The 18,034-nt window shown below is 70.5% G+C and carries 16 protein-coding genes; 5 read left to right on the top strand and 11 right to left on the bottom strand.

The genetic code is table 11. The features are described from left to right. From E2651_RS28375 to glyA, 7 genes are all read right to left on the bottom strand, one after another. Nucleotides 1-626 (bottom strand): Ada metal-binding domain-containing protein (locus E2651_RS28375; protein WP_245239304.1); only part of this gene is annotated, 626 nt, incomplete at its 3' end. A 69-nt stretch (nucleotides 627-695) separates the two neighbouring features. Then, the gene (gene rsgA, locus E2651_RS28370) at nucleotides 696-1,793 is read right to left on the bottom strand and encodes a ribosome small subunit-dependent GTPase A (protein WP_135334084.1); all 1,098 of its coding nucleotides are present in this window, start codon (nucleotides 1,791-1,793) and stop codon (nucleotides 696-698) included. 469 nt (nucleotides 1,794-2,262) lie between these two features. After that, nucleotides 2,263-2,913, bottom strand: a complete 651-nt coding sequence (locus E2651_RS28365; RefSeq protein WP_135334083.1) for a sarcosine oxidase subunit gamma family protein — start codon at nucleotides 2,911-2,913, stop codon at nucleotides 2,263-2,265. Next, nucleotides 2,906-5,806 carry a sarcosine oxidase subunit alpha family protein gene (locus E2651_RS28360; RefSeq protein WP_135334082.1) on the bottom strand — a complete coding sequence of 967 codons (2,901 nt, stop codon included), beginning with the start codon at nucleotides 5,804-5,806 and terminating at the stop codon, nucleotides 2,906-2,908. Before E2651_RS28360 ends, E2651_RS28365 begins: the two co-directional genes overlap by 8 nt. Further along, on the bottom strand, nucleotides 5,803-6,105 hold the full coding sequence (locus tag E2651_RS28355; RefSeq protein ID WP_135334081.1) for a sarcosine oxidase subunit delta: 303 nt from the start codon (nucleotides 6,103-6,105) through the stop codon (nucleotides 5,803-5,805). Before E2651_RS28355 ends, E2651_RS28360 begins: the two co-directional genes overlap by 4 nt. Before the next feature lie 12 nt (nucleotides 6,106-6,117). Continuing rightward, complete coding sequence (locus E2651_RS28350; protein ID WP_135334080.1) at nucleotides 6,118-7,338, bottom strand: sarcosine oxidase subunit beta family protein; 1,221 nt, start codon at nucleotides 7,336-7,338, stop codon at nucleotides 6,118-6,120. Continuing rightward, nucleotides 7,335-8,660 carry a serine hydroxymethyltransferase gene (glyA, locus tag E2651_RS28345; RefSeq protein ID WP_135334086.1) on the bottom strand — a complete coding sequence of 442 codons (1,326 nt, stop codon included), beginning with the start codon at nucleotides 8,658-8,660 and terminating at the stop codon, nucleotides 7,335-7,337. Before glyA ends, E2651_RS28350 begins: the two co-directional genes overlap by 4 nt. A gap of 126 nt (nucleotides 8,661-8,786) precedes the next feature. Between glyA and E2651_RS28340 the strand changes: the two genes are divergently transcribed. After that, entirely contained in the window at nucleotides 8,787-9,452 is a 666-nt protein-coding gene (locus tag E2651_RS28340; protein WP_135334079.1) for a GntR family transcriptional regulator, read from the top strand. A 293-nt stretch (nucleotides 9,453-9,745) separates the two neighbouring features. On the opposite strand, the gene E2651_RS28335 is transcribed toward E2651_RS28340, so the two are convergent. Next, nucleotides 9,746-11,320: an NAD(P)/FAD-dependent oxidoreductase gene (locus E2651_RS28335; protein WP_135334078.1), complete on the bottom strand. Its 1,575-nt coding sequence runs from the start codon at nucleotides 11,318-11,320 to the stop codon at nucleotides 9,746-9,748. Between the two features lie 70 nt (nucleotides 11,321-11,390). Between E2651_RS28335 and E2651_RS28330 the strand changes: the two genes are divergently transcribed. Further along, on the top strand, nucleotides 11,391-12,416 hold the full coding sequence (locus E2651_RS28330; protein ID WP_135334077.1) for an AraC family transcriptional regulator: 1,026 nt from the start codon (nucleotides 11,391-11,393) through the stop codon (nucleotides 12,414-12,416). 143 nt (nucleotides 12,417-12,559) lie between these two features. On the opposite strand, the gene E2651_RS28325 is transcribed toward E2651_RS28330, so the two are convergent. Beyond that, on the bottom strand, nucleotides 12,560-13,393 hold the full coding sequence (locus E2651_RS28325; RefSeq protein WP_135334076.1) for a dienelactone hydrolase family protein: 834 nt from the start codon (nucleotides 13,391-13,393) through the stop codon (nucleotides 12,560-12,562). An 88-nt stretch (nucleotides 13,394-13,481) separates the two neighbouring features. Here E2651_RS28325 and E2651_RS28320 point away from each other — a divergent pair, with 88 nt between their 5' ends. From E2651_RS28320 to E2651_RS28310, 3 genes are all read left to right on the top strand, one after another. Continuing rightward, nucleotides 13,482-13,994: a hypothetical protein gene (locus E2651_RS28320; protein WP_135334075.1), complete on the top strand. Its 513-nt coding sequence runs from the start codon at nucleotides 13,482-13,484 to the stop codon at nucleotides 13,992-13,994. Between the two features lie 170 nt (nucleotides 13,995-14,164). Then, complete coding sequence (locus E2651_RS28315) at nucleotides 14,165-14,872, top strand: serine protease (protein ID WP_135334074.1); 708 nt, start codon at nucleotides 14,165-14,167, stop codon at nucleotides 14,870-14,872. Nucleotides 14,873-14,911: 39 nt separating this feature from the next. Beyond that, nucleotides 14,912-16,606 (top strand): hypothetical protein, encoded by a 1,695-nt coding sequence (locus tag E2651_RS28310; protein WP_135334073.1) that lies wholly within the window; start codon nucleotides 14,912-14,914, stop codon nucleotides 16,604-16,606. Nucleotides 16,607-16,618: 12 nt separating this feature from the next. Here the strand turns inward: E2651_RS28310 and E2651_RS44185 are convergent, their stop codons facing one another. Together E2651_RS44185 and E2651_RS28300 are read right to left on the bottom strand one after the other, a co-directional pair. Next, nucleotides 16,619-17,029: an NUDIX domain-containing protein gene (locus tag E2651_RS44185; protein WP_167828914.1), complete on the bottom strand. Its 411-nt coding sequence runs from the start codon at nucleotides 17,027-17,029 to the stop codon at nucleotides 16,619-16,621. 10 nt (nucleotides 17,030-17,039) lie between these two features. Continuing rightward, a complete protein-coding gene (locus E2651_RS28300; protein ID WP_280922813.1) occupies nucleotides 17,040-17,882 on the bottom strand; it encodes a radical SAM protein in 843 nt (280 codons plus the stop codon). Between the last annotated feature and the right edge of the window lie 152 nt (nucleotides 17,883-18,034).

Below are 18,034 nucleotides of genomic sequence, written 5' to 3'. Positions count from 1 at the left end.
CCCCGCGGCGCCGCGGCCCGCAGCGCCGTCGGCGTCAGCGCGTACACCGCCCGGATGGTGTCGTTGAACTGCCGCACGCTGGCGAACCCCGCGGCGAACGCGATCTCCGTGATCGGCAGCCCGGTGGTCTGCAGCAACACCCTTGCGGTGTGCGCCCGTTGGGCACGGGCGAGAGCGACGGGGCCCGCGCCCAGCTCGGCCGTGAGCTGCCGTTGCACCTGCCGGGCGCTGTAGCCGAGGCGTACGGCGAGGCCGGAGACGCCCTCGCGGTCCACGACACCGTCGCCGATCATGCGCATGGCACGGCCGACGACATCCGCGCGTACGTTCCACTCGGCGGACCCGGGAACGGCGTCCGGACGGCAGCGGCGGCAGGCCCGGAAGCCGGAGCCCTGGGCGGCGGCGGCCGTGGTGTAGTAGCGGACGTTCTGCCGTTTGGGGGTGACGGCGGGGCAGCTCGGCCGGCAGTAGATGCCGGTGGTCTCGACGGCGAAGAAGAACTCCCCGTCGAAGCGTTCGTCGCGGCTGCGTACCGCCTCGTACCTGGTCTCTTCGTCGATATCGATGTCGATCACGTCATCCAGTGTGCGGCCGCCCCGGCGACCCGGCTGGCGGGAATCGGACATCACGTTGCGCGGGAGGGGGACCTGGGCGGTGCGAGGCCCAGGACAGGGCCCCGTACCTACCGGTCCGCACTAACGGATACGCCCCCGCTTGGCCTCCATCGCCGCCCGGCCCTCCGCGCCCCGCATCTTCCACACGCGGCGCATGTCCGCCCGGAGTCGTGCGTCCGTCTTGGCGACGATCCGCTGGTTCTCGCGGATCAGCTTGCGGTAGCTGTCGAGGCGGCGTTCGGGCAGCGTGCCCTCCTCCACCGCGGCGAGGACAGCGCAGCCGGGCTCGGCGGTGTGTGCGCAGTCCTGGAAGCGGCAGTCCCGCGCCAGGTCCTCGATCTCGGAGAAGACCTGGCCGACACCCGTTCCGGCGTCGTACAGGCCCACGCCGCGCAGGCCCGGTGTGTCGATGAGGACTCCGCCGCCGGGCAGTACGAGGAGGTTGCGGGTCGTGGTGGTGTGGCGGCCCTTGCCGTCCACGTCACGGGCGGCGTTGACGTTCATGACGTCCTCGCCGACCAGCGCGTTGGCCAGCGTCGACTTGCCCGCTCCGGACTGGCCGAGCAGGACGGACGTACCGCCGGAGACGACGGCCGCGAGGATCTCGACGCCTTCGCCGGTGGTGGCGCTGACGGGCAGGACCTGGACGCCGGGGGCCGTCGTCTCCACGTCCTCGACGAGATAGGACAGGCCTGTGGCGTCCGGCACCAGGTCCGCCTTGGAGAGGACGACCACCGGTTGGGCGCCCGATTCCCAGGCCAGGGCCAGGAACCGTTCGATGCGGCCGAGGTCGAGCTCGACGGCGAGCGAGACCGCGATGATCGCGTGGTCCACATTGGCCGCGAGGATCTGTCCCTCGGACCGCTTGGAGGACGTGGAGCGCACGAAGGCCGTGCGGCGCGGAAGGAGCGTGCGTACGTAGCGCGGATCGCCGCCCTCGGGGTCGATCGCCGCCCAGTCGCCGGTGCACACGACCTTCATGGGGTCGCGCGGGACGACGAACTCGGTGTCGGCGCGGACGGTTCCGTGCGGGGTGACCACGTCGCACTGACCGCGGTCGACACGTACGACACGGCCGGGCAGCAGGCCCTGCGCCGCGTACGGGGTGAACTCGGCTTCCCAGTCCTCGTCCCAGCCGTAGGGCGCGAGTGGGTGCGAAGACGGGGAAGAAGCCTGCATGGATGCAGAGAGAGAAGACAAGGGGGACCCTTCACAGGGGTGGCCCCGGCGCACGCGCACGCTGGCGCGCGAAGGTGAAGAGGAAGGTCAGCCGGTGACCACGGAGGTGGAATGAACGGACTTCTCGATGCGGGCAGCGCCCGTCTCAACGACAGCCATCGGTCACACCTCCTGGTACATACGGCGAAAGAGAGCCGGAAAGAGAGCCGGAAAGAGGGCCGCTTCGAACGGCCCCTTCTTCGGAACAGCCCCAACGATAGGCGGGTTCCCGTGCGGGGCGCCAGCTCTTTTCGCGGCGCCCCGCAATGGCTCCGCACAGGCTCCGCACAGGCTCCGTCAGCGCAGGATCACCGTGCGCCTGCCCTGCACGAACACCCGGCCCTCGCGTGGACGATGCCGGGGGCCTCGGGGCAGTCGAGGGTCAGGACGTGCTCGACCGGCGCCGCGGGGGCGAACGCGCCGCGTGCCATCAGGGGACCTCCGGGGCGCGGTACTCGCTCATCGCGTCGATGAGCCAGCGCGCGAGGTAGTCGGCGAAGGAGGCCCTCGGGAACAGCCGGTAGGTCGGTGCGCCGTACACTGCGCCGTCGACTTGGCCTTCGACCTGCCAGAGGAGTACGGGGATGGGGCCCACCGTGGTGGACACCGCCTGGCCGGGGCCGAAGGACCGGGGGTGCAGGTCGAGCGGGCAGCCCTTCTCGAGGACCTGGCGGGCGGCCGGGCCCGTCAGCTCCAGGGTGGTGCGGTTCGCCGAGACGTCCACCACGGAGCCCGGGTCCCCGTCGAGCGCCTCGCTCAACTCGGCGTACGTGACGGTGCTTTCGGCCTGGGAGAGCACGAGCCACTCGTCGGGGCCGAGCCAGGCGACCGTGTGGGCGCCGCCTGTTGTGGTGTGTCCGCACTGCCTCGGGAGCGGCGTCCCCAGGGTCTTCTCGATGCGGGCGGCCGCTTCGGATGCGGGGTCCACGCGCAGGTTCAGCATCGTGATGAACGGCCACTCGGTCAGCGCCACGCCGCGGGCGCCGGTGACCGTGGCGGCGCGCATCCGCTCGTCCAGATGTGCCAGCGGGCTGCGGCGCAGGCGCGTCGGGCCGGGGGCGGCCTCGGTCGGCTCAGCCATCTCGCTTGGTCCCTTCGGGGTCGTACAGCACGGAGTCGGCCACCAGGACGGGCACCAGGTCGTCGCCCACCGGGGCGAGCAGGGTCTCGCCGATCCTGGCGCGCCCGTCGGCGACGAGGGCGAGCGCGAAGGGGCGGCCGAGGGCGGGGCTGTGGTAGCTGGAGGTGACGTGGCCGAGCATCGGCACCGGCCCGGCTTGGGGGGTCAACGGCGTGTCCGAGGCGATGAGTTGGGAGCCCTCGGGCAGCCGCGTCGTGCGGTCGGCCGGGAGCAGGCCGACCAGTTGCTTGCGGTCGGTGCGGGCCGTGTCCGCGCGCGCGTAGGACCGGTTTCCGATGAAGTCCTTGCGCTGGGAGACCACCCAGTCCATGCCCGCGTCCTGCGGGGTGACGGTGCCGTCGGTGTCCTGGCCGACGATGATGAAGCCCTTCTCGGCGCGCAGCACGTGCATGGTCTCGGTGCCGTACGGAGTGATGCCGTACGGCAGTCCGGCCTCGCGCACCTGCTCCCAGACCGCCAGGCCGTACCACGCGGATACGTTGATCTCGTAGGCGAGTTCGCCGGAGAAGGAGATCCGGCAGACGCGGGCCGGGATGCCGGAGGCGAGGGTGGTCTCGCGGAAGGCCATGAACGGGAAGGCGTCGTTCGACACGTCGATGCCGGGGGCGAGTCGCGCGACGACCTCGCGGGAGCGGGGGCCGACGACGGCGATCGTCGACCATTGCTCGGTCACCGAGGTGCAGTGGACGTCGAGTTCGGGCCACTCGGTCTGCAGCCACTCCTCCAGCCAGGCGAGGACACCGGCGGCGCCGCCCGTGGTGGTGGTCATGAAGTAGCGGCCCTCGTCGAGGCGCAGCGTCACACCGTCGTCGAAGATCATCCCGTCGGGCTTGCACATGACGCCGTAACGGGCCATGCCGGGCTTGAGCTTCTTGAAGGCGTTCGTATAGATGCGGTTGAGAAACTCCCCCGCGTCCGCGCCCCAGATCTCGATCTTGCCGAGGGTGGAGGCGTCCATGAACGCCGCCCCTTCGCGGGCCGCGCGGCACTCGCGGGCCACGGCCGCTTCCATGTCCTCCCCCGGCTGTGGGTAGTACCACGGCCGCTTCCACTGCCCCACGTCCTCGAACAGCGCCCCGTGGGCCACGTGCCAGGAGTGGATGGACGTCGTGCGCTCGGGATCGAACAGCTCGCCGCGCTCACGCCCCGCCAGGGCGGCGAAGGCCACCGGTGTGTAGGGCGCGCGGTAGGCGGTGGTGCCGATGTCGCCGGGGGACGCGCCCGCGCCGAGTGCCTCGGCGATCACACCGATCGCGTTGACGCCGGACGTCTTGCCCTGGTCGTTGGCCGTGCCGAGTGAGGTGTAGCGCTTGACGTGTTCGACTCCGCGCAGGCCGGCGCCGGTTGACCGCCACACGTCGGCGACGGTGACGTCGCGCTGGAGGTCCACGAAGTGGGTGTCCCAGGTGGCGGGTTCTCCGTCGGGCGCGGGGACCAGCCACAGGGCGCGTGTGACGGGGCGCGCTTCCTCGGAGTCGGAGGGGGCTTCGGGTACCGGGACGGGGAATCCGGCATCCGTGGCGGCCAGCGCACCGGCCCGCCGCCCTTCGGCGAGGCCTCTGCCGAGGTCGTACGTCCCTCGGGCCGCGCCCACGACGTACTGGCTCCGTACGGTGCCGTCGGGGACGAAGGCGGCCAGGTCCTCGTCCCAGCGGAGCTTGCCCTGGCGCTGGCTGTGCAGGTGCACCACCGGGCTCCAGCCGCCCGAGACGGCGAGCAGGTCGCAGTCGAACGATTCGGGTACGCCGGTGAGTTGACCGCTGCCGTCGAGGGCATGGACGGTGACTCCGGTGATCCGGCTCTCGCCCGTGGTGTCGACGACCGCGCTTCCGGTCAGCACCCGCACCCCGGTCGCGGCGGCGACCTCGGAGGCGCGCCGCGACAGCGTGGGGCGCGCGTCGACGACGGCGGCGATGTCGATCCCGGCGGCGTGCAGGTCGGCGACCGTGTCGTAGGCGCTGTCATGGGTGGTGCCCACCACGGCCCGCGAACCCGGGGCCACGGCATACCGGTTGAGGTAGGAGCGCACGGCCGCGGCGAGCATCACTCCGGGGCGGTCGTTGCCAGCGAAGACGAGCGGACGCTCGTGCGCGCCGGTGGCGAGGACCACTTGGCGGGCCCGGATGTGCCACAGCCGCTGGCGCGAGATGCCTTCGGAGGGCTCGGGGGCGTCGGCGCCGAGGTGGTCGGTGCGTCGTTGCAGGGCGAGTACGTAGTTGTCGTCGTAGCTGCCGAACGCGGTGGTGCGCGGCAGGACGACGGCCTCGGGGGCGGCTTCGAGTGCCGCGCGGGCGTCGGCGACCCAGTCGAGGGCGGGCTGTGCGGCGACTGTCTCGGCGCGCCCGGAGAGAAGTGAACCGCCGGGCTCCGGCTGGTCGTCGAGGAGGATCACTCGGGTGCCGGACTCGGCGGCAGCGGCGGCCGCCGCGAGGCCTGCCGGTCCCGCGCCGACGACCAGGACGTCGGTGTGCACGTACTTCTTGTCGTAGACGGCGGGGTCGGGGGTCGGGTCGAGCCGCCCCATCCCGGAGAGTGTCGTGGCGAACAGGCCGTCGTACAGCTCCACGGTCGTCGCCGGGAGCATGCCCTCCGAACATGAACCCCCCAGCTGTACAAGGGCGTTGGGCTCCTCGACGCCTGCCGCGACGATGCCGCGCGGGCGGCCGGTGTAGAGCGAGGGGGCGACCTCGGCGATGCCGTTCGCCAGCATCGCGGAGGCGAGGGTGTCGCCGGCGCGGCCGGTCAACTCCCGTCCGTCGACGGTGAAGCGCAGGACGGTGCCGCGGTCGACGCGGCCTCCGTGCCCGAGCCGGAAGTGCTCCTGTTCGGTCATCGCTCTCCTCCGGCGGCCGGTCGGGCGAGGTCGGGACGCGGCTCGTCGAGCCGGTAGGTGGCGAGCACCTCGTAAGTGGCGGTGTCGCGCAGGGCGTTGAACCAGCGGCGGCAGCCGTGGCTGTGCAGCCAGCGTTCGGCGAAGGGGCCCTTGGGGTTGTCGCGGTAGAAGACGTACTCCGCCCACTGCCGGTCGTCGAGATCCGCGGGGGTCTCCGGGTAGGGGACGTGGGCCTGTCCCCCGTAGTGGTACTCGGTCTCGTCACGTGGACCGCACCACGGGCAGGTGATCAGCAGCATCGGATCCTCCTCTCAGTGGGCCACGGCGGCGGCGCCGTGTTCGTCGATCAGTGCGCCCGTGGTGAAGCGTTCGAGGGCGAAGGGGGCGTTGAGGGGGTGCGGTCGGCCGGTGGCGATGGTGTGGGCGAAGGTCCAGCCTGCGGCCGGGGTGGCCTTGAAACCGCCGGTGCCCCAGCCGCAGTTGACGTAGAGGTTCTCGACGGGCGTGGCGCCGATGATCGGCGACGCGTCGGGGGTGACGTCGACGATGCCGCCCCAGGTGCGCAGCACGTGCGCGCGGGCGAAGACGGGGAACAGCTCGACGGCGGCCGCCATCTGATGCTCGATCACATGGAAGGAGCCGCGCTGCCCGTAGCCGTTGTACGTGTCGACGCCCGCGCCCATCACCAACTCGCCCTTGTGCGCCTGGGAGACGTACACATGCACGTGGTTCGACATGACGACGGTGGGGTGGACCGGCTCGTGGAGTTCGGAGACCAGGGCCTGCAGCGGATGGGACTGCACCGGCAGCCGGACGCCCGCCCGTTCGGCGAGCACGCTGCTGTGCCCGGCGGCCGCGAGCCCGACGCGCCCCGCGTGGATGCGGCCGAGGTTGGTCTCGACGCCGACGACCCGGTCGCCGTCCTTGAGGAAACCGGTGACCTCGCAGCCCTGGATCAGGTCCACGCCCATCTCGTCGGCACGGCGGGCCAGCGCCCAGGCGACGTGGTCGTGCTTGGCGATGCCGGCCCGCGGCTGGAAGGTGCCGCCGAGCACGGGATAGCGGGTGTGGGGCGAGACGTTGAGGATGGGGCAGACCTTGGCGACCTCGTCGGGGTCGAGCCACTCGGCGTCGACGCCGTTGAGGCGGTTGGCGTTGGCGCGGCGCACGCCTTCGCGTACGTCCTGGAGGGTGTGCGCGAGATTGAGTACGCCGCGCTGGCTGAACAGGAAGTCGTAGTCGAGCTCTTCGGGGAGTCCCTCCCACAGTTTCAGCGCGTGTTCGTAGATCCCCGCGCTCGCGTCCAGAAGGTAGTTGGAGCGGATGATCGTGGTGTTGCGGGCCATGTTGCCGCCGGCCAGCCAGCCCTTCTCCAGTACGGCGACGTTGGTGATGCCGTGGTTCTTGGCGAGGTAGTAGGCGGTGGCCAGGCCGTGGCCGCCCGCGCCGACGATGACGACGTCGTAGGACGAGCGGGGCTCGGGGGTGCGCCAGAGGAAGTCGGGGTGCTCCGGCAGCGGCTCGGCGGTCATGCCGCGTCTCCGTTCGGGTGGGGCAGGTGGGGATAGAGGGGGAACGCGGCCGCGAGTTTCTCGACCCGGTCGCGCAGCAGGCCCGCGCGCTCGTCGCTGAACTTCTCGTCCTTCAGCGCCTCGGCGATGACGTCGGCGACCTCGCGGAACTCCGTCTCGCCGAAGCCGCGGGTGGCCAGGGCGGGGGTGCCGATCCGCAGGCCCGATGAGACCATCGGGGGGCGCGGGTCGAAGGGCACGGCGTTGCGGTTGACGGTGATGCCGACGCGGTGCAGGCGGTCCTCGGCCTGCTGTCCGTCGAGCGCGGAGTTCCGCAGGTCGACGAGGATCAGGTGGACCTCCGTACCGCCGGTCAGGACCGTGATCCCGGCCTCGGCCACGTCGTCGGCGAGCAGTCGCCCCGCGAGGATGCGGGCGCCGTCCAGGGTGCGCCGCTGGCGCTCCTTGAACTCCGCCCCCGCCGCCACCTTGAAGGCCACCGCCTTCGCCGCGATGACATGTTCCAGGGGGCCGCCCTGCTGGCCGGGGAACACCGCCGAGTTGATCTTCTTGGCCAGGGCGGCCCTGCTGAGGATCACCCCGCCGCGCGGCCCGCCGAGGGTCTTGTGCGTGGTGGTCGTGACAACGTCCGCGTACGGAACGGGACTTGGATGCAGTCCGGCCGCGACAAGACCCGCGAAGTGCGCCATGTCGACCATCAGGTACGCGCCGACCTCGTCGGCGATCCGCCGGAACGCGGCGAAGTCGAGACGGCGGGAGTAGGCCGACCATCCGGCGACGATCAGCTTCGGGCGGTGCTCGCGGGCGAGCTCGGCCACCTCGTCCATGTCGATCCGCAGGTCGGAGGCGCGGACGTGGTACGGGACGACGTTGTAGAGCTTGCCGGAGTAGTTGATGCGCATGCCGTGGGTGAGGTGCCCGCCGTGCGCCAGGTCGAGGCCGAGGATCGTGTCGCCGGGGTCGAGCAGGGCGAACATCGCGGCCGCGTTGGCCTGGGCGCCCGAGTGGGGCTGCACGTTCGCGGCCTCGGCGCCGAACAGCTCCTTCACCCGGTCGATGGCCAACTGCTCGATGACGTCGACGTGTTCACAGCCCCCGTAGTAGCGACGGCCGGGGTAGCCCTCCGCGTACTTGTTGGTCAGCACGGAGCCCTGGGCCTCCATGACCGCGGCCGGTGCGAAGTTCTCCGAGGCGATCATCTCGAGGGTCGACTGCTGGCGGTGCAGCTCGGACTCGACGGCGGCGGCGACATCCGGGTCGATCGCGGCCAGTGGGCGGGCGAGGGAAGAGGCGACTGTGGTGATCGACGGGTTCGTTGCCATCGGGTTCGCTGCCATCTGTGCACCATCCTGAGAGCCAGCTAATGGACAACTGATATATCAGCCTGTGCGGTAAGGTATGGGAGCTCGCGGGACTGGTCAAGAGGGCATTCGGCAAGGGGGATTTTCATGCAGCAGCTGGACACCGCGCCCAGGGGCGAGGAGCTGTCCCTTGCCGAACGCGCCTACCGCGCGATCCGTGACTGGCTCGTCATGCTCGAGATCCGCCCCGGGGCGCCGATCAACGAGGACCAGCTGGCGCAGTCGCTCGGCGTCGGGCGGACGCCGGTGCGCGAAGCGCTCAAGCGGCTTCAGTACGAGCGTCTGATCACGACGTATCCCCGGCGGGGCACCTTCGCCACCGACGTCAACATCACCGACCTGGCCCACATCTCGGAAGTGCGCCAGGAACTCGAACCCTTGGCCGCCGCCCAGGCCGCGCGGCGCGCCACGGCAGCGGACCGGGCGACCCTGACGGCACTCCAGCGGGAGCTGACCGGCGTGGACTCACGGCCCCACGGCCCGGACGAACTGATGCGCCTCGACCTCCAGGTCCACCGCGCCATCTACGCCGCCACGCACAACCCGTATCTGGAAGACACCCTCGTCCGCCACGACAACCTGGCGACCCGCATCTGGTGCCTGTTCATCGACCGGCTGCCCGGCATGACGGGCCACGTGGTGGAGCACGGCCCGTTGCTGAAGGCGATCGTGGACGGCGACCCGGACGAGGCGGCGCGACTGACCCGCAACCACGTCGAGGGCTTCGAGCGGGCGATCCGCGAGGCCATCTGAGGCGCCGCGCTGACGCGGGTGCTCCGGGTCGGCGCATGCGGGGCGAAGTCGTCCTCGGGTCCCTCGGGCAGCTGGGCAGCTGGGCAGTTGGGCAGCTGGGCAGTTGGGCAGTTGGGCAGTTGGGCAGCTGGGCAGTTGGGCAGTTGGGCGATCATGAAACGTACGCAGCGTTCGATCTTGACCCGCCACAGGTCGACTTCGCGCATCCGGATGTCATCGCCGTCCCGGGCGGCGGCCCCGGACCTCCGCCAACATCCCGGCGGCCGGGGCGAGTTGCTCGTGCCCGAGCAAGGTCACCGCGCCGCTTCCTCCCGAGGCCGCTCCGCCGCTGCCGCCCGCGCCCGCCGCACGGCCGCCGCCGGCGTGGGCGCCAGCGTCCTGCGCAGGTTCGTCCGCAGTGTCGACGCCGCGTCGAGGACGTAGTTCTGCCGGACCTTCCAGGGGCTCTTGTCGCCCTGCCGGGGGAACGCGTCGATCGACCGCTGGACGTAGCCGGAGGCCAGGTCGAGCAGCGGGCGTTCGTTCAGCGCGCCCGTCGGCGTCGGCTCCACGGCCGCGTAGTCGTTCTCGCGCATGTGGTTGAGGACCTTGCACACCAGGCGGGACGTGAGGTCGGCGCGCAGGGTCCAGGAGGCGTTGGTGTAGCCGATGCACACCGCGAAGTTCGGTACGCCGGTCATCATCGCGCCGCGCCAGACGAACTGGCGGTTCAGCTGCACCGGTTGGCCGTCGACGCTGGGGGTGATGCCGCCGAACGCGAGCAGTTGGAGTCCGGTGGCGGTCACGACCACGTCGGCCTCGAGGACCCGGCCGGACTTCAGGCGGATGCCCTCGGGCACGAAGCGGTCGATGTGGTCGGTGACGATCTCGGCCGCTCCCTTCTTGAGCGCCTTGAACAGATCGGCGTCGGGCACCGCGCACAGCCGCTGGTCCCACGGGTCGTACGACGGCGTCAGATGGTCGGCGACCAGCCGGTCGTCCTTGACGATGCGCTTGTTGAGACCGGTGAGCAGGCGCCGTGCCGCCTTCGGGCTGCGGCGGCAGAACTGGTAGAGGCCGATGGCGAAGAGGATGTTCTTGGTCCGTACGACGCGATGGGCCGTGCCCGCGGGCAGAACGGCGCGGATGCCGTCGGCCAGGCGGTCCCGCGAGGGCAGCGAGCCGATCCAGGTCGGGGAGCGCTGCAGCATGGTGACGTGCGCGGCGCTCTCCGCCATCGCGGGCACCAGCGTGACGGCGGTGGCGCCGCTGCCGATGACCACGACCCGCTTGTCGGTGTGGTCGAGGTCCTCGGGCCAGAACTGCGGGTGCACGACCGTGCCGGAGAACGAGTCGACGCCTTCGAACTCGGGGGTATGTCCCTGGTCGTAGTTGTAGTAGCCCGCGCAGGAGTAGAGGAAGTCGCAGGTGACGGTGGTCTGCGTGCGGTGTCCTTCCTCGTCCGTGCGCTCCAGCGTCAGGGTCCAGCGTGCCGTCTCGCCCGACCAGTCGGCGGCGACGACCTTGGTGCCGTAGCGGATCCGTCGGTCGATGCCGAACTCCGCGGCGGTCTCCTTGATGTAGCTCAGGATGGACCCGCCGTCGGCGAGCACCCTCGAGTCGCGCCAGGGCTTGAAGGCATAGCCCAGCGTGAACATGTCGGAGTCCGAGCGCACGCCCGGATAGCGGAACAGGTCCCACGTCCCGCCCATGGACTGCCGCGCCTCGATGATCGCGTACGAGCGCTCCGGGCACTCGGTCTGCAGCCGGTAGGCGGCGCCGACACCCGAGAGACCCGCGCCCACGATGACGACGTCGATGTGCTCGGCCGGGGCCCCGGAGCCTGCGGTGCTCGAGCCGGGGGAGCTGGAGTCTGCGGTTTGCGTCATGGTCCTCAGTGTCCGGAAGCACACCCGCCAGGAATTGACCTGGGACGACAGATCTTTGACCCTGTACGACATGTCCGTGATCAGATCGGCGGGGCTGCGCGGTTTCCGTGCCACGGTGGCGGAGCTGGGCGGTGACGCCGAGGCCTATGCCCGGCAGGCGGGCTGCCCGACCGCCGCGCTCGACACGGACGATCTCCTTGTCCCCGAAGAGGCGATGGCCACGGTACTGGAGCTGGCCGCCGCCGATCTCGGCTGTCCCGATCTCGGCCTGCGGATCGCGGCCCGGCAGGACCTGGGCATGCTCGGCGCCCTCGCGCTCGCCATCCAGAACTCGGCGACGCTCGGGGACGCCCTGGAGTGCACCACGCGCTATCTCTTCGTGCACGCCCGCTCGCTGAGCCTCAGCCTGGAGCCCGATCCGTACGGCACTCCCGGGGTGGCGGCGCTGCGGTACGGCGTGCGCGACGGCGTTCTCGAGGGCATGGAGGCGCCGCCCCAGGGCACCGACCTCTCCCTCGGCTTCATGCACCGGGCGATCGGCTATCTGGTCGGCCGCCCTTACGGGCTCGGCTCCGTAGAGCTGCCGCACCCCCTCCTGGCCCCCCTCTCCACGTACGAGGACTTCTTCGGCGTACCCGTGAAGGGGGACCGCCCGGCGGCGCTGCTCCGTGTCCCGCTGAGCCTGGCCAACCGGTCGCTCGGCGGCAGCAACGCCGAGCTGCGCCGCCTCGCGCTCGCCTATCTCGACGAGCAGTCGCTGCGGGAGCGCACGGACGTCGTCGGCCGTGTCCGCGCGGTCGTCGCGCGGTCGCTCGGCACCGCGCTCCCCGAGATCGACACGGTCGCCCGGCTGCTCAACGTGCACCCCAGGACCCTGCAGCGCCGGCTGCGCGACGAGGGCACGACGTTCGCCGGGATCATCGACACGGAACGCCGCGGCGCCGCCCGCCGCTACCTCACCACCACCGATCTGCCGCTCGGCCAGGTCGCGCTGCTCCTCGGCCTCTCCGAGCAGTCGGCGCTCAACCGCTGCTGCCGCCGCTGGTGGGGGGCGACGCCGCGGGCGGTGCGGCGCGGCGAGGTGGCGGGCGTGTGAGGGCCGCCTACGTCTGAGGGCCGCCTAGGGCCTGTCCGATGGGTCAGGCCGGCCTTCGCGCCGGGCACCGATTGACCAGGGCCGAGCGGGCCCAGATGCGCGTGCCAGGGGTCGCGACCCCGGCAGGACCCATCGGACAGGCCCTAGGCGGGGGTGCCCTTGAGCAGTCGCGCACGGAAGAGGTCGAGTACGTCGTCGAGCGCGGCCCGGGTCGGCTGGCCCGGCTCGTCGATGAGGTGCTCGGTCAGGACGGAGTGCGCCCGTTTCAGCATGGCATCGGGGTTGGCGTCGCTGTCGTCGAGCTCTACGGCGGTGAACGCGTCGCCGAGCTGCTCGCGCAGGAAGGCGAACCGGTCGCCCGGAACCAGCCCGTCGCCGCGGAAACGCATCCCGAGCACCTGAAGCCCGTCGCGCTCGCAGCGGCCCTTGACCACGGCGAGCTCGTCGGCGGAGATGTCGATGGTGCACGCGCGGCGGCCGTTGACGGCCAACGGGAGCGAGGGCTGGGAGAGTACCGGGGCGAGCAGCCGTTCGTCGGTGGCCATCGCCAGGGCGAAGCCGCCGGTGAGGCACATGCCGACGGCGCCGACTCCGGGGCCGCCGCACCGCTCGTGCTCGTGCGCGGCGAGCGCGCGCAGCCAGCCGACCACGCGCGAGCTGCGGCCGGTGGCGAGCACGGTGAACTCCCTGCTCACACAGACCTTCGCCAGGCTCGATGCCGCGTAGAGCCCCGATTTCACCGGCCCGTGGGCCTTGGGGTCGGGGTCGTATCCGGGCTTGCCGAACAGCACGGGGAGCACCGCCGTGCAGCCGATGGCGGCCACCTTCTCGGCGAACTCGAGGACCTTGGGCGTGATGCCGGGTATCTCCGCCATCACGATGACGGCGGGCCCTTCGCCTCGCCGCAGGATTCTGCGGGTGGTGCCCTCGTGGGTGAAGAGCCCCCGGGTGAATCCCGTGAGGTCGTGGTCCGCCATGAGCTACCGCCTTCCAACTCGGCTCCGGCCAGGGGTTGTTGCCGTACGACGGCTGCCCTGGCCCGCTTCCGGCCGCCATGATGCCCGAGTGACACTCAGTCCGGCCACAGCGGCGATCATCGGGATGAGCCTGGGCGCTGTCGCCTCCTTTTCCGGGGCGTGGTTCACCCAGCGCGCGACGGACCGGCGCGAGCGCGAGAGCCGCGTCTGGTCCAGGCGCATGGATGTGTACGAAGAGGCCATGGTCATCGTGCGCCGACTCGGCGGGCTGCGCGTGGAGTTGGGCAGGACCGGGGACTGGCCGGACGGCACCGGTGCGGCGCTGACCGACGCCGAAGTCCTGGCGGCGCGGCTCGAGATCTACGCCTCGGTCCCGGTCCTCAAGGCGCACTTGGCCACGTTCCGGGCGATGCGGGCGTGGATAGCGGCCTGGGAGGAGTGGGACAACCAGGAGGGCGGCTATGCCCGAATGGCCGAATCCGACGAGTTGTGGCGGGAATTCATCCGGCGCGTGGCGGAATCAGAGAAGTCGGATCACGAGTTCCTGAGCATTCTGCGCAAAGAGGTGCACGGGAGAAGATCTCCTCAACTCGGGTCCTGAGAAGAGTTGTTGCGCGATTACTCCCGACCCGGAAGCGTGAGTGGCTATCATTGCATGTTCCACGCGCAATTGCGCGATTCGTTCTTGGGATCGGACGGGGGGACGAACCCATGACGCACCCCACACACTTGATCCAAATACTGCGGGGAAACCGTCGTATCGCATCCGGCGTGCGCCTGACCAAGTACTTCGCCCTGACTGCCGCGCACTGTCTCGGAGACGACCGGAAGGCGCGGCTGCGACCGGTGGTGGTCCGGCTGCCGGGCGGCAGGCGCCTGGCCGGTGAGGTGAAGGACTGCGACCCCCTCACCGACATGGCCCTCGTGAAGATCATCTTCGGCAAGGGCGAGAAGGTGCCGCTGCCCGGCATCAACTTCGACACGGCACGACGGGGCGAACCGTGGCGGGCGGCGCACCGGCCGCCGGGCAACGGCGTCGAGCTGCGGGGAACCGTGAGCGACGTTTCAGTCATCTATCAGAGCACGCACGACGACCAGGCCGTCAGCTGCCATCTGCTCCGGCAGGACGGTTCGTGCGACAACGTAAAGAAGTTCGTGGGCAGCCCCGTCGACCGGGAGGAGCTCGACCCCGACCGCCCTTCGGTCGTCCTCGGCCTCATCGTCGCGCGGCCCGCCGCCACGGAAGCCCCGCAGGACACGCTCTTCGCCGGTGTGATCGACGAGGCGGTGCGGCGGTTCGACTCCTTCAGGTTCCGTCCCGAGCCCGCACGGCCGCTTTCCGAGTCCGAGCGGATCTATACGGTCCTCCAGGATCCGCAGGCGGAGGCGGCGGCCCGCAAGGACCACACGGTGCGGGAAGGCCTGAAGAAGGCCGGCGTGTCCAGCTACGTGAACCTGCGCTGGAACCACCGGCCTTGACGAGGAAGCCGCGCATGCGGGCGGCCCCCTGGAGGGGACATGACGACGATCACGAACATCAGTGAGGCGCTGACGGCGGCCGAGAGCGCACTCGAGGCGCAGGGCACCGCCCGCACGGACCTCAAGGAGTCACTCGCGGGCTACGTGAAACGCCTCACCAGTCCGGAAGCGTCGCACGCGCCCCTCTGGGCCACCGCCCGCCAGCACATCAATCTCGCCCAGCTGCTCCTCGCGCTCGGCATGACGGAGCGCTCGCTGTCCCTCGCCGACGTGACGCTGCGCCATATGGAGATCGTCGAAGCGGACAGGGAGATGTTCGCCCCCGACACCTGGAACGAACTGGGCTCGCTGCTCGCGGAGCACGACGATCTCGACCGGGCCCGCATGGTCTTCGCCTACGCGCTGAACAGGGCGCAGCGCAGGGCCGCGCCCGAACTCGGCAGGATCCTGGCCAACTTGAGCGCGGCGAGCCTGCGGGCCGGGCATCCGGAGGACGCGGCGGTCTGGGCACAGAAGGCGGTCACCGTACTGGGGCGGTCCTACGGCAGTGACCCGGAGGCGCGCCTGACCGCCGACTGGGTGCGCGTGGAGGCGGCATCGAGCCGCCGGGACATCGCCGAACTCAGGCGGGCCATACCCGACTTCGCCGAATCCGTGGACTGGTTCATCACCAGCCTCAAGGGCGACGACGATCCCAAGGCCATCGCCGCCCGGTCCGCGCTTGCCGAGGCGAGGTTCCGGGTGGCGGCGGCCGAGCAGAACGACGAGCAGGCCGAGGAGCAGCTCGGCGAGCTGGAGATCGCCCACCTGCGGGCGGTCGCGCTGCTCGGCCCGGAACACCAGCAGACGCTGATCGCCCAGGCGGCCCTCGCCGCCGCGGAGTACCAGGCGGCCGAGGGCACGGACCTCTGTACGTCGCGCAGGCAGCAGGCCGTGGCCCTGCTCGACGACGCCACCGCCAAGGCCGCGAGGACCCTGGGCAGTGACCACTCCCAGACACTGGAACTGCGTGCCGCGCTCGCGGACATGCGGGGCGACTCGTCCCCGTCCGACGAACTCCCGTACGCGATCGAGCGCGTCTACACACCTGAGGAGAGCTCGGCCCGCAACATGACCAAGGGGAAGGCGATCAGGCGCGAGCGCAACATGATCAGGCTGGTCGCGCACGCGGGTGCGTCCTTCTTCCTGAAGGACCTGAGGCGATTCCATCCCCAGCTGATCCACGCCCTGAACCAGGGCAGCTACTTCTACGCCATCATCAGCAGCCCCTGGAACTCCCTCGCCATGTTCACCAAGCATGACGCGACGGCGGAGCGGCCCAACTCCGACAACATCGTCGACATCGTCATGGCCAGCGATTACTACGACAAGACGTTCCTTCCGGTGCTCGACTCCTACCACACGCTCGAGGAGACGTATCCCGGTCAGGTCGAGTTGCGCATCACCCATATCGACATCCCCGGATCGACGCTTCTGACGACGCACAAGGGATTCTTCGAGCCTTACATCACGTCCAACCCGGAACGCCGGACCCGGCGCAAATTCAATGTGTTCGAGGTGGAGTTCCACAGGGACAGCAGGTATTACGCCGACAGCCGGGCCGAGTTCGAGATCCAGTGGGAGCTGGCGAGCACGCTGATCCAGTTCAAGGCGAACGAGGATCAGCACAAGATGGCGTTGCGGGACGCCGTGCGCGCGCAGTCCCTCGATTACCTCAAGTCGATGTGGGAGTAGCCGGCCGGGGCGTCACGGAAGATGGAGGGCGCCGCCCCTGACGCTGCGCAGCACCCCCGTGGAGCCCACGAACAGCGCGTCGGGCAGCGCGTCCAGGTGCCAGAACTCCCAGCGCACACACCGCTCCGGCTCCCGCACCCGCGGCTCACCCGCGAAGTCCAGGATCTCCACGCCGATCTGCATGTGGTGATTGGCCGCCGGGTCGGGATCGGTGACGCACGCGACGCGGGTGCCGATCGCGCGCAGCCCCGTCTCCTCCTCCAGCTCCCGGCATGCGGCACCGGCCAGGGACTCCCCCACTTCGAGATGGCCGCCGGGCAGCCCCCATGTGCCGTGGCCGAAGGTGTTGGCCCGCAGCCCGAGCAGCACCCTGCCGCCCGCACGAACGATCGCCTGGACCCCTACGCGTACCTGTGTCGTCATGGCGGCCCTCTCACTCGTCCGGGTAAGTGCCAGTGAAATTCTCGATGTTCCTGGATCCCTCGACCGCGGCCGGCAGCTCCTCGGAGCTCTCCGCGAGCCGGTCGAAGAAGTTGCCCGTCCGCCGCTCGCCGCCCTCGTCGATGACGACGACCTCGCAGTCGGGATCGACGAAGAAGTAACTGCCCTTACGGGTGCGGTTGCGATACACGCGCAGGGCGACACCGCGCTCACGGGCGGCGGCCTCGCACCGGTGGACCACGTCCTCGAACTCCTCGTCGCCGAGGGCGAGCCAATCCCGGTTGTCCGCACCATAGTTGGTTTCGGACATTTGGTAAACTTTCCACACATCGGGCAGGCTGGAGTCCTCGATCAGATTCAGCACGCCCGGCGCCCCCGCGACGTTCAGCCTGGTCACGACCGTGCCGAGCTTCACCTGGACATGCCGGTGGTTCCTGCGCACCTCGCCGAGCAGGCCGAGCATCCGCTCCCGGTGCGGCGCGACGCCGGTGCGCAGCGCCCGGTGCTCGTCCGCGTCGGCGGACTCCAGGGGCAGCGCGATCCAGGAGAGGCTGGGCAGCACCCGCTCCATCGCCCGCAGCGGGGCAAGGCCGTTGGTGCTCAGGACGACCTTCGGGGAGGCACCGTCCGCATCGGGTTCGCGCAGCGTCGCGGCGAGCTCGTCGAGATAGGAGAGCAAGGTCGGTTCACCCCCGGAGATGACGACGCCGCGCACGCCTCCGTCCTTCAGCGCGGCCGCGACCTTCAGCGCGTCGCCCCGGGACATGGAGGGGATATCATGCCGCGGACCAAAGCAAAAGGGACAATCGAGATTGCATTGCCCAATGGGTCGCATATCGACAAAGGCGGGGATTTGCATGGAGGGAGAGTAGCGATACGAGAGGTGCGGAACGGTCCATTCCGGAGGCACGGGCGGGGCCGCATCGCCCTCACGGGGACGCGGACGAACTGACGAACGCCTGCCCGCCGCGCGCGCCCGCCAAGCCC

It is taken from the genome of Streptomyces sp. MZ04, assembly GCF_004684775.1.
GTDB lineage: Bacteria > Actinomycetota > Actinomycetes > Streptomycetales > Streptomycetaceae > Streptomyces.
Note: the sequence above shows the minus strand (reverse complement) of the source record. Positions and strands in the feature narration are given on the sequence as shown.

Excerpts from the sequence above, each read along its gene's own strand:
- E2651_RS28360 (WP_135334082.1), bottom strand. The coding sequence starts at position 5,806 with ATGACCGAACAGGAGCACTTCCGGCTCGGGCACGGAGGCCGCGTCGAC.
- E2651_RS28335 (WP_135334078.1), bottom strand. The coding sequence starts at position 11,320 with ATGACGCAAACCGCAGACTCCAGCTCCCCCGGCTCGAGCACCGCAGGC.
- E2651_RS28310 (WP_135334073.1), top strand. The coding sequence starts at position 14,912 with ATGACGACGATCACGAACATCAGTGAGGCGCTGACGGCGGCCGAGAGC.
- E2651_RS28325 (WP_135334076.1), bottom strand. The coding sequence starts at position 13,393 with ATGGCGGACCACGACCTCACGGGATTCACCCGGGGGCTCTTCACCCAC.
- E2651_RS28355 (WP_135334081.1), bottom strand. The coding sequence starts at position 6,105 with ATGCTGCTGATCACCTGCCCGTGGTGCGGTCCACGTGACGAGACCGAG.
- E2651_RS28340 (WP_135334079.1), top strand. The coding sequence starts at position 8,787 with ATGCAGCAGCTGGACACCGCGCCCAGGGGCGAGGAGCTGTCCCTTGCC.
- E2651_RS28300 (WP_280922813.1), bottom strand. The coding sequence starts at position 17,882 with ATGCGACCCATTGGGCAATGCAATCTCGATTGTCCCTTTTGCTTTGGT.
- E2651_RS28330 (WP_135334077.1), top strand. The coding sequence starts at position 11,391 with ATGTCCGTGATCAGATCGGCGGGGCTGCGCGGTTTCCGTGCCACGGTG.
- E2651_RS44185 (WP_167828914.1), bottom strand. The coding sequence starts at position 17,029 with ATGACGACACAGGTACGCGTAGGGGTCCAGGCGATCGTTCGTGCGGGC.
- rsgA (WP_135334084.1), bottom strand. The coding sequence starts at position 1,793 with ATGCAGGCTTCTTCCCCGTCTTCGCACCCACTCGCGCCCTACGGCTGG.
- E2651_RS28350 (WP_135334080.1), bottom strand. The coding sequence starts at position 7,338 with ATGACCGCCGAGCCGCTGCCGGAGCACCCCGACTTCCTCTGGCGCACC.
- glyA (WP_135334086.1), bottom strand. The coding sequence starts at position 8,660 with ATGGCAACGAACCCGTCGATCACCACAGTCGCCTCTTCCCTCGCCCGC.
- E2651_RS28365 (WP_135334083.1), bottom strand. The coding sequence starts at position 2,913 with ATGGCTGAGCCGACCGAGGCCGCCCCCGGCCCGACGCGCCTGCGCCGC.